Origin of the sequence: Chryseobacterium sp., from assembly GCF_022712095.1 — a bacterium.
Lineage (GTDB): Bacteria > Bacteroidota > Bacteroidia > Flavobacteriales > Weeksellaceae > Chryseobacterium.
Genome location: NZ_JALAHD010000061.1, coordinates 1 through 10,024 on the forward strand (window position 1 = coordinate 1; position 10,024 = coordinate 10,024).

Annotated in this window: 11 protein-coding genes; all 11 read right to left on the bottom strand. The window is 34.4% G+C overall.

What is annotated here, in order from left to right:
- The coding region (locus Q0A18_RS02945; protein WP_292008678.1) for a septum formation initiator family protein at positions 1 to 280 on the bottom strand (280 nt) is incomplete at its 3' end.
- 1 nt (position 281) lies between these two features.
- Positions 282 to 917 (bottom strand): uridine kinase, encoded by a 636-nt coding sequence (udk, locus tag Q0A18_RS02950; protein WP_363315939.1) that lies wholly within the window; start codon positions 915 to 917, stop codon positions 282 to 284.
- An 83-nt stretch (positions 918 to 1,000) separates the two neighbouring features.
- Positions 1,001 to 2,827, bottom strand: coding sequence for a T9SS type A sorting domain-containing protein (locus Q0A18_RS02955; protein WP_292008680.1), 1,827 nt, complete (start codon positions 2,825 to 2,827; stop codon positions 1,001 to 1,003).
- A 121-nt stretch (positions 2,828 to 2,948) separates the two neighbouring features.
- Positions 2,949 to 3,254, bottom strand: a complete 306-nt coding sequence (locus Q0A18_RS02960) for an ATP-dependent Clp protease adaptor ClpS (RefSeq protein ID WP_292008681.1) — start codon at positions 3,252 to 3,254, stop codon at positions 2,949 to 2,951.
- A gap of 13 nt (positions 3,255 to 3,267) precedes the next feature.
- Complete coding sequence (locus tag Q0A18_RS02965) at positions 3,268 to 4,623, bottom strand: hemolysin family protein (RefSeq protein ID WP_292008682.1); 1,356 nt, start codon at positions 4,621 to 4,623, stop codon at positions 3,268 to 3,270.
- A gap of 95 nt (positions 4,624 to 4,718) precedes the next feature.
- Complete coding sequence (gene atpG / locus Q0A18_RS02970; RefSeq protein WP_292008683.1) at positions 4,719 to 5,582, bottom strand: ATP synthase F1 subunit gamma; 864 nt, start codon at positions 5,580 to 5,582, stop codon at positions 4,719 to 4,721.
- 67 nt (positions 5,583 to 5,649) lie between these two features.
- Positions 5,650 to 7,227, bottom strand: a complete 1,578-nt coding sequence (atpA, locus tag Q0A18_RS02975; RefSeq protein ID WP_292008684.1) for a F0F1 ATP synthase subunit alpha — start codon at positions 7,225 to 7,227, stop codon at positions 5,650 to 5,652.
- Between the two features lie 16 nt (positions 7,228 to 7,243).
- Complete coding sequence (gene atpH, locus Q0A18_RS02980) at positions 7,244 to 7,780, bottom strand: ATP synthase F1 subunit delta (RefSeq protein ID WP_292008685.1); 537 nt, start codon at positions 7,778 to 7,780, stop codon at positions 7,244 to 7,246.
- Between the two features lie 2 nt (positions 7,781 to 7,782).
- Positions 7,783 to 8,277, bottom strand: a complete 495-nt coding sequence (locus Q0A18_RS02985; RefSeq protein WP_292008686.1) for a F0F1 ATP synthase subunit B — start codon at positions 8,275 to 8,277, stop codon at positions 7,783 to 7,785.
- Positions 8,278 to 8,378: 101 nt separating this feature from the next.
- Positions 8,379 to 8,597: an ATP synthase F0 subunit C gene (locus tag Q0A18_RS02990; protein ID WP_007844726.1), complete on the bottom strand. Its 219-nt coding sequence runs from the start codon at positions 8,595 to 8,597 to the stop codon at positions 8,379 to 8,381.
- A 36-nt stretch (positions 8,598 to 8,633) separates the two neighbouring features.
- On the bottom strand, positions 8,634 to 9,752 hold the full coding sequence (atpB, locus tag Q0A18_RS02995) for a F0F1 ATP synthase subunit A (RefSeq protein WP_292008687.1): 1,119 nt from the start codon (positions 9,750 to 9,752) through the stop codon (positions 8,634 to 8,636).
- Positions 9,753 to 10,024 lie beyond the last annotated feature (272 nt).

A 10,024-nucleotide genomic window follows, 5' to 3' on the forward strand; every position in this document is an offset into this window, starting at 1 on the left:
CCCTGGCGAACTTTTCTTTTTCTGATTTATTATTCATGAGCTTTTTATAAAAGTCATCATTTTTTTTATACTCAGATTTATAATATTCCAATTGATCTTCATATTTATTGATTTCTCCATTAAGTTCATTAATTACCAAAAATGAAGTTTTATCAAAGAAGATCATCCAAACCAAAAAAAGAAAAATAGTAATCACATATTTATTCAGAACATATTTCTGAAGAACTTTCAACGTTTCTGATTTCGGTTTAATATCTTTTATTAGGTCTTTTTCTGCCATATCAGGACTTTCTCAAAGAATTTTTGATAACAGTAGTTAAAAAATCAATTGCTACTGAATTTTGTCTCATATTAGGAATAATGAGATCCGCTTCATTTTTGGATGGCTCAATAAATTCCTGATGCATAGGCTTAAGTGTAGTCTGGTAACGATGAAGTACCTCATTTAAGTCTCTCCCTCTTTCCTGGGTATCTCTTCTGATCCTCCTGATCAGTCTTTCGTCTGAATCTGCATGTACAAATACTTTCAGATCAAACTCTTTCAAAAGCTCTTTATTGGTAAGTACCAGAATTCCTTCCACTACCAATACATTTTTAGGCTCTACTGTTACATGATCTCCGGTTCTGGAATGAGTAACGAAACTATAAACGGGCTGTTCAATGGATTCGTTATTCTTTAATGCTTTCACATGTTTTATCATAAGATCAAAGTCTATCGACTTAGGATGATCATAATTCAGCGCCTCTCTTTCGGCTAATGTAAGCTGCGGATTATCATGATAATAATTATCCTGTGAAAGAATATTCATTCCTTCGATATCGAGCTGTTGGATAATCTTATCAACAACCGTAGTTTTGCCGGATCCTGTCCCTCCTGCAATTCCTATTACAAGCATTCTTCTATAGTTTCTACAAATATACTATTTTAGATGAATGCAAATAAAATATTCCTTATAGAAAATCCATAACAAAAACGTCTGTATCGTAATAAACCGTCATCTTATTTCTTTATAAACTTACTGGAAAATTTGGTGCTTTTTATCGTTAGCACATATACACCACTACTAAGGGATGAAACACTTATACGGTTTTCTCCGTTTCTCAGAATTGTTTCCATCACCCTTCTTCCTTCCATATTGTAAATAATTACATTTTCTTCTTTGTCTAATTTAAGAGTGACAATCAGAATATCTGAAACAGGATTAGGATAAATAGAGACACCATCTTCTTCATCAATTTTTCCTTCGCACTTATAGGCTGGTAATGTATAGCCTGCCGCTTTAAATTCATTAGTTATCGTAACAATATCCTCGCAGGTAAAACCAAACTTACCCAGCATATCAATGGCTGCCTGTCTCACTGCTATTGATGCTTCTTGCTGAGTAGAAGCAGAACTTGTCATCATTAAACCTTCCAAAAGAGCCCTATCAATTTTCTCTTTTCCAATTTTATCGTAAATTCTCATCAATGCGGAAGCCCATATCTGGGCTCTGTCGTAAAAGGATCCTGATCCGGGATATAACATCGTAGAATTGGTAATCCTGCCATTCCAAAATTCATTATGGCCATCCCAGTTGTATACCCAGTTATATTGAGGTGAGGATGTATTCCATTGATTTAAGCTACGACTGTATGACTGTGCCCAATAATCTCCTACTCCTTCACTTAATCCGTCATTATTTGAAAGGCCGCCGGATAGCCAATGATGGATTCCATGCCCCAATTCATGCAAAATAACATCTGCATCTTCAGCATCGTCTACATTTCCCTGTCCGAATTCCAAAGTTCCGGCTACCGTATATCTTGAATTATCAGCTCCATCGAGAGCATGAGGATCATAAAAAACCACACCTGAATTCGTCTCAGGTCTACATACAATTCCCAGCGTTTCATTAATGTACCTTAAGCTGTTATCTATATGCCAGAAAGCATTGACCGCTTCAAAACCCAATTCACTTCTGTTAAATAAAAATTGACTGGTAGCCTGAGAAAATAAACCCGTGTTAGGGGTGCTTAGGTCTTTAATCTCCACATAAGAATTTTTCAGCATGTATAGATTATTCATATATGTTATATCAGATAATGTAACAAGACTCCTAGCATTATCCAGACTAGAATTAGTAGCATCATTATTATCCACATATTGCCCTCCATACACTGTCCCTGTCTTTGACAAAGGATCCGGATTATAAATGTAGGCATTACCCGTTGATAAAGACTTTTCTAAGTTTTTTTTATTTTTTTTAGGGTTCTTAGAATGACTCCTGTTTCCATGGTGATAAAGTGCAATATTCTTGATACTAAGGATTTCACCTATTTTTGCATCTACGATGGTTTCCCAGCTTTCAGGACTTTCATAGGAATTGGTAACCACCCTGTAAACAAGCTTAGTTTCTCCTTTATCAGTTACCCACACAAATAGTTTATTATCTTCATACGTTATATCTCCTTTTATCTTCGCTGCTCCGTGAGCTTTATCTGCTGCTTCAATATAGGATAATACAGGAGTAGTATCTATTTCCTGTACTGATCTTTTGTAACTGTCACTGGATGTATATGTAATTTTCCCGGATTTATTAAAATGTATGATAATTTCAGCTTGAAAAACCGGTATATTATGAATCATTTGCTGAAATCTAAGGGTTTCTCCGCTATTAGATTTTTTAACAGAATGGAGTTTAAGTTCACTAAAACTCTGAATTCCCAAACTTCTGGAGTTATTATCAATCCACTTTCTAGCAGGGATTTCAAAAGAAGATTGTTGGGCAGTTACTCTTAAAAAGCAAAGCAGACAACCTATAAAAAATAAAGTAAATCTCCATTTCATCATGTGTATTTTAATAATTCTTCTGCTAAATTAATAAAAATTACACATATATAAAATTCTAAAAAATCAATTGACGTAATAAGTTTAAATCACAAAAAAGCTGTAATTAAAATTACAGCTTTTAAATTATTTCACTTGTTAATCCTCTTGAAATTAATTTTTCATGCATAGGCTTCAGTAAATCCATCGAGCCGGTTTTCACAGTGCATTTACCTTTATAATGGACAAGAATAGTACATTGTTCAGCCTGTTCCAGAGTATGCTTACATATTTCTATCAGACATTCAATTACATAATCGAAAGTATGTATATCATCATTATGTAGCACCAATTTATAGACATCATCCGTATCTTCCAGAACGAGAACTTCTTCTTCATACTGACGTTTCGGATCTTCGTAGTCTTTTATGCTGTTATAAAAAGTCATTTTATTATAGCGTTTATACTTCTATTTTATCAGATAATTCATTGATAATATTAGGTTCATCATATACCAGTTCCACCAGCTCTACACTTTTATTATTCATTTTAAGAATCTTAAAGTGATAGTCTTCAAGGTCAAACTCCTGATTTTCCTCCGGTATATCTTCAAGTTCATATAAAATAAAACCAGCTAATGAATTATATTCACTTTCTTCAGAAAGAGGTAATTTCTTAGGCAGAAACTCATTAATTTCATCCAATGGTTGAGTTGCTTGTACCCAATAAATATTATCTCCTATTTTATCTACGATTTTATCTTCATCATCTTCTTCATCCTGAATCTCCCCTACAAGTTCTTCTAAAATATCTTCAAGAGTAATAATACCTTCTGTACCGCCAAATTCATCAATAACAATTGCCAAATGCTGCTTTTTACTCTGGAATATTTTTAGTAAATCAGATATTTTTTTACTTCCAACCACAAAGAAAGCCTCCCGCATCAAACTTTTTAAACCATCATGATTAAGCTCCCCTTTTCTTTTTACAAATTCCCGAATAATCTCCTTTGTATAAAAAACACCGATAATATTATCTATGGAATCTACATATACGGGAATTCTGGAATATCCGCTCTCCATGATTTTATTAATAATAACATTGATATCTTCTTCAAAATCAATAGAGGTTATATTCTGTCTTGGAACCATAATCTGCTTGGCAGAATGGTCTGTAAAATCAAAGGCATTTTTTATGATTTCATAATTTTCCTCTTCAATTTCACCACTATCAGCACTTTGTTTTACCAAAAGCTGAAGTTCTTCCGTAGAGTGGATTTCCTGTTCTGAAGCAGGATGTATTTTCATTATTCTCAGAAATGCATTCGACATGGAATTCATTAACCAAATAAATGGTTTAAAAACAGTATAAAATACTCTCAATGGTACTGCTGTTGCCATTGTAGTCGATTCAGATTTCCTGATAGCAATCGATTTTGGTATCAATTCACCAAAAACGATATGCATAATGGTAATCAAAACAAAACTGACTATCAATGAAACTGAAGTAATAGTTGCCTGACTCAGGCTTATATTGAAATAATAAAATCCACTTTCTACCATATGATGCAGTGCACTTTCCCCTACCCAGCCTAATGCAAGAGAAGCTAATGTAATTCCCAACTGAGTTGCCGACAGATATTCATCAAGATGCTTGATAATGTGTTCTGCCTGCTTAGCCATAGAATCACCTTCTGCAGCTTTTAATTGGATTTGTGAGTAACGAACTTTAACTATGGAAAATTCAGCGGCTACGAAAAAGCCATTTAGTAATACAAGAAACAAGGCTAGCAAAAGCCTGACTATGTCCGAGTCCATTTAAATATTTATAATTTTTTACAAAGATATATAAAATAAAAATAACAAAAAAAGCACCGATAGACCTCGGTGCTTAATATTATATTAAAATAATTTTACGAGTTTTTCAAAGCTTCTGCTCCGGATACGATTTCTAAGATCTCGTTTGTAATAGCAGCCTGTCTTGCTTTGTTGTAGAAAATTACTAAATCATTTTTCAAAGCCTGAGCATTATCAGTCGCTTTATGCATTGCTGTCATTCTGGCTCCGTGTTCAGATGCTACTGAATCCAGAATTGCTTTGAATACCTGGGTCTTGATTGACTTAGGAATTAGATTATCTAAAATTTCGTTTCTGTTGGGTTCGAAAATATAATCTGTTTCCACCTGAGGTTCTGTAGTTTCAGGCATTGAAATAGGAAGAAGCTGTTCTGTAGTAACTTCCTGAGTAGCAGCATTAACGAATTTATTATAAATTAAATAAACTTCATCAAATTTACCTTCTTTGAAGTTGCTCATTACTCCTTCAGTAACGTTAGCAACAGTATCGAAGTTTAAATTGTCATAAACAGCACTCTCATTGGAAAAAACAGTACGGCTCTTTCTTACTGCATCAAAAACTTTTTTACCAATTGTAAGAATTTCTACTTCATACTGAGAATTATTCTGAAACTGATTGTTCAGTTCTTTTACAATTGAAGAGTTAAAAGCTCCGGCTAAACCTCTGTTTGAAGTCACAGCAATATAAAGGATTCTTTTAACCTGTCTTTTTTGTGCATAAATAGAAACCTGATCAGGATCTGAACTAGAATTTACATTCTGGATAATTTCCTGTAGTTTTTCGGAATAAGGTCTCAACATTACGATTGCATCCTGTGCTTTTTTAAGTTTCGCTGCGGAAACCATTTTCATAGCACTTGTAATTTGCATCGTAGATGAAATTGAGCTTATCCTTCCTCGTATTTCTTTTAAGTTTGCCATTGTATGTTTTTCAATGTTTAAAGTTCAAGGTTCAAAGCTAAGCTTCAAACCTTAAACATTGAATTTTTTAGTTATATTTTGAAGCTAAATCGTTAGCTGCCTGCTTAAGAACATCAGTAATCTCATTATCGATTTTACCTGCTTTAATAGCTGCCATTGTATCAGGATGCTTTGATCTTAAGAATTCAATATATTCATGTTGGAATTCTTTTACTTTTCTGATAGGAACATTTCTCAATAAGTTCTCAGTTCCAGCATAGATCATTGCTACCTGGCTATCTACCGGAAGTGGAGAGTTTACCGGCTGCTTAAGGATTTCCACGTTTCTTTCTCCTTTGGAGATTACAGCTAACGTGGAAGCATCAAGGTCTGAACCAAATTTAGCAAACGCTTCCAATTCTTTATATTGAGCCTGGTCTAATTTAAGTGTACCAGATACTTTTTTCATTGATTTGATCTGAGCATTACCTCCTACTCTCGATACAGAGATCCCTACGTTGATCGCAGGACGAACCCCTGAGTTGAATAGATCAGATTCCAAGAAGATCTGTCCGTCTGTAATAGAGATTACGTTAGTCGGAATATATGCAGAAACGTCCCCCGCCTGAGTTTCAATAATCGGAAGTGCAGTTAATGATCCACCACCTTTTACGATTGGCTTAAGAGACTCTGGTAAGTCATTCATCTGCTTAGCAATTTCATCATCAGCGATTACTTTAGCTGCTCTTTCCAATAGTCTTGAGTGAAGATAGAAAACGTCTCCAGGGTAAGCTTCACGTCCCGGTGGTCTTCTTAATAACAGAGAAAGTTCACGGTAAGCAACAGCTTGTTTAGATAAATCATCATAAACGATCAAAGCTGGTCTACCTGTATCTCTGAAGAACTCACCTATCGCAGCACCTGCCATTGCAGAATATACCTGCATTGGAACCGGATCTGATGCGTTAGCCGCAACAATTACAGTATATGCCAAAGCTCCTTTATCAGAAAGAGTTTTAACGATTTGTGCTACAGTAGAAGCTTTCTGACCGATAGCAACATATATACAATATACAGGCTTACCTGCATCAAAGAATTCTTTTTGGTTGATGATCGTATCGATAGCAACAGTAGTTTTACCTGTTTGTCTATCACCGATAATAAGCTCTCTCTGTCCTCTTCCTACAGGGATCATAGAGTCAATCGCAACGATACCTGACTGTAATGGTTCAGTTACCGGCTGTCTGTAAATAACTCCGGGAGCTTTTCTTTCTAATGGCATTTCATATAAATCCCCAGAAATAGGACCTTTACCATCAATAGGGTTACCAAGAGTATCTACTACTCTTCCTAACATTCCTTCTCCTACTTTAATAGAAGAGATTCTGTTGGTTCTTCTTACTGTATCTCCTTCTTTTACTAATTTACTTTCTCCCAAAAGAGCAACCCCTACGTTGTCTTCTTCAAGGTTAAGTACAATACCTTCTACATCACTAGAAAATTTAACCAACTCTCCGTATTGTACGTTTTCTAACCCGTATACACGAGCAATACCATCACCGATGGTTAAAACCGTACCTACTTCCTCAATATTGGATTGAGTATCGAAGTTGGCCAATTGTTGTTTTAAGATCGCAGATACTTCTGCCGGATTTATTTCTGCCATTGTATGGTTGTTTTTCTTAATTTAATTGAAAATCTTTTTTAACTTGATTTAATTTGGTCTTCACAGATGCATCGATCTGCTGATCTCCCACTCTTAGGATGTATCCTCCTAAAATCTCAGGATTGATTGTTACATTCAAATCAAAATTAGAATCTTTAACAAGATTGGTAGATTTTATAATCTGGTCGATATTTTCTTTTGAAATTGAAGTAGCAGTAGTTAATGTTACTCTCTGTACTCCGTTAATATCTTCCACTTTATTGATATATTCCTGAGCTATATTTTTCAATTGATTCTCACGTCCTTGCTTGATCACTAATTTGATCAGGTTTTGAGAAGAATGTGATAAGCTTTTGAAAACTTCGTTTGCTACTTCTATTTTCTTTTTAGAATCAATGTAAGGTGTAAGGAAAAACTTATTCAGATCTTTAGATTCAGACATAAGTTTCACTACATCTTTCATTTCAGAAAATACAGTAGCTGTTTGCCCTGATTCATTAGTAAAATCAAGCAAACCTTGTGCGTATCTTTTAGCTACTTTAGATGTAAGCATTCTTAGTTAAGGTTAGATTTGTTTAAATAATTTTGAACCAGCTCATTTTGAGCTTCACTATTATCAAGCTTTTGCTTTAAGATAGATTCTGCAATATTTACAGACAGAGCACCGATCTGAGTTTTAATATCTGCCATTGCTGCATTCTTTTCAGCTTCGATAGTTTGTTTAGCAGCAGCGATTAATTTATCTCCTTCTGCTTTAGCTGCATCTTTAGCTTCTCCTACAATTCTATCTTTAATTTCTCTTGCTTCTTTAAGAATAGCGTCTCTTTCAATTTTAGCTTCACGAATAATTCTTTCATTATCTGCTTTAAGATCTTCCATTTCTTTTTTAGCCAATTTTGCTTGGTTTAATGCATCTACAATAGAAGTCTCTCTATCATTAACAGCATTTACAATTGGTTTCCAAGCGAATTTTGCTAGAAGAAACAACAGGATAACAAATGTAAGCGTCATCCAAAATAAAAGTCCAATTCCAGGTTCAATAATTCCCATATCTGTAAATTCTTTTTTTAATTGTATTAATTATGGATTGTTTTTAAAATTCTTAGCAGCAGCCAACCGCTTTACTGCTAAGAATATTTTTTTGAGGATAATTACTTGATGAAAGCACCAAAGATAATTGCGATAAGACCAGCACCTTCAATAAGACCAGCAGCAATAAGCATTGCTCCTTGAATCTTACCAGCTTGCTCCGGTTGTCTAGCAATAGCATCCATCGCATGACCACCGATTTTACCGATACCAAGACCTACTCCTAGTACTGCTAAACCGATACCTACGTAAATTAATCCTGCTCCAGTTGATAAATCCATAATATTAAATATTTAGTTAAAAATTATTTTTTCTAATTAGTGAGCATGTTCTTCATGACCATGATCGTGCTCTGCCACTGCGATACCTATAAACAATGCAGATAATACTGTAAAGATATAAGCCTGTAATGCCGCTACCAATAACTCTAATACCGAAACAAATAATGCCAGTGGTACAGATGCAAATCCTAAAAACGGGGTTTTAAAGATAAAGATCAGGGAGATAATTGCTAAGATCATGATATGCCCTGCTGTAACGTTTGCGAAAAGTCGCATCATTAAGGCAAATGGTTTTGTGAAAACTCCAATGATTTCAATCGGAACCATGATCGGATATAATAAGATTGGAACCGGTGGCATAAAGATATGCTTCCAGTAATCTTTATTTGCACTGAATAATGTGATTAATAATGTAATAATTGCTAATACAGCTGTAATTGCTATGTTACCTGTAAGGTTAGCACCTCCAGGGAAGAAAGGAACCAGTCCGAAAAGGTTATTAAACCAGATAAAGAAAAATGCAGTTAAAAGATAAGGCATATATTTTTTATACTTAACTGATCCGATATTCGGAATAGCCACTTCATCTCTTATAAATACGATTACAGGCTCCATTAATTTCCCAAAACCTTTTGGTAATTGAGACTTTTTATAATTCCTTGCCATTCCTATGAATACAATCATCATAAAGATAACAGACAAAAGCATAGAAGCCGCATTCTTTGTAATGGAAAGATCAAAGAAAACATCATCAGCTTTCTGCTTCCCTCCTATTATAGCAAATAATGTAGCTTTTTCAATACCTTTAGTAGAAACTACCTGTCCATGCTCCATTGTATACCCATCATGTTCATGACCGTGAGCAATACTGCTGGAAAGAAAAGTATGCCATCCTTCTTTATCTTTAATGATTACAGGCAAAGGGATAGAAACATGGTGTTCTTCACCGTTTTCATCTTTTGTAGTCCATAAATGCCATTCATTCGAATCACCAATGTGTTCCATGATCATTTTGGTAGCATTGAAGTTCTCACTTTCTGTATGCTCTACTTTTTCAGCTAACTCTTCGCCTTCCGATGTATGCTGAGCAGATACTAAACCACTCATAAACATAAATAAAAATGCGAAAAATAATGAAGAAATCTTTCTGTTCATATCTCTTTTTTAATCGTGTGCAAATATATTGATTTTATTAAAAATTACCAATACTAAAAATTGATTTTTATCATCAAAAAAATCAGGACCTGTTGATCAGTTTTATTACGAAGAAATAAATAAAAAAAGACGCTGCTATAAAACAAAGAACAAGGAATAGAAAATTATTTCGGGTATGCTCCAAAATAATTAAGGAAAAAATTATCCAAAAAAGATCCTTTGCTATATTTATCACCAAGAATTTCATCCCTGCATCGGGCTTATTATAAAGG

Coding starts and splice junctions, on each gene's coding strand:
- atpB (WP_292008687.1), bottom strand. CDS start 9,752: ATGAACAGAAAGATTTCTTCATTATTTTTCGCATTTTTATTTATGTTT.
- Q0A18_RS02990 (WP_007844726.1), bottom strand. CDS start 8,597: ATGGATTTATCAACTGGAGCAGGATTAATTTACGTAGGTATCGGTTTA.
- atpG (WP_292008683.1), bottom strand. CDS start 5,582: ATGGCAAACTTAAAAGAAATACGAGGAAGGATAAGCTCAATTTCATCT.
- atpA (WP_292008684.1), bottom strand. CDS start 7,227: ATGGCAGAAATAAATCCGGCAGAAGTATCTGCGATCTTAAAACAACAA.
- atpH (WP_292008685.1), bottom strand. CDS start 7,780: ATGCTTACATCTAAAGTAGCTAAAAGATACGCACAAGGTTTGCTTGAT.
- Q0A18_RS02960 (WP_292008681.1), bottom strand. CDS start 3,254: ATGACTTTTTATAACAGCATAAAAGACTACGAAGATCCGAAACGTCAG.
- Q0A18_RS02955 (WP_292008680.1), bottom strand. CDS start 2,827: ATGAAATGGAGATTTACTTTATTTTTTATAGGTTGTCTGCTTTGCTTT.
- Q0A18_RS02985 (WP_292008686.1), bottom strand. CDS start 8,277: ATGGGAATTATTGAACCTGGAATTGGACTTTTATTTTGGATGACGCTT.
- Q0A18_RS02965 (WP_292008682.1), bottom strand. CDS start 4,623: ATGGACTCGGACATAGTCAGGCTTTTGCTAGCCTTGTTTCTTGTATTA.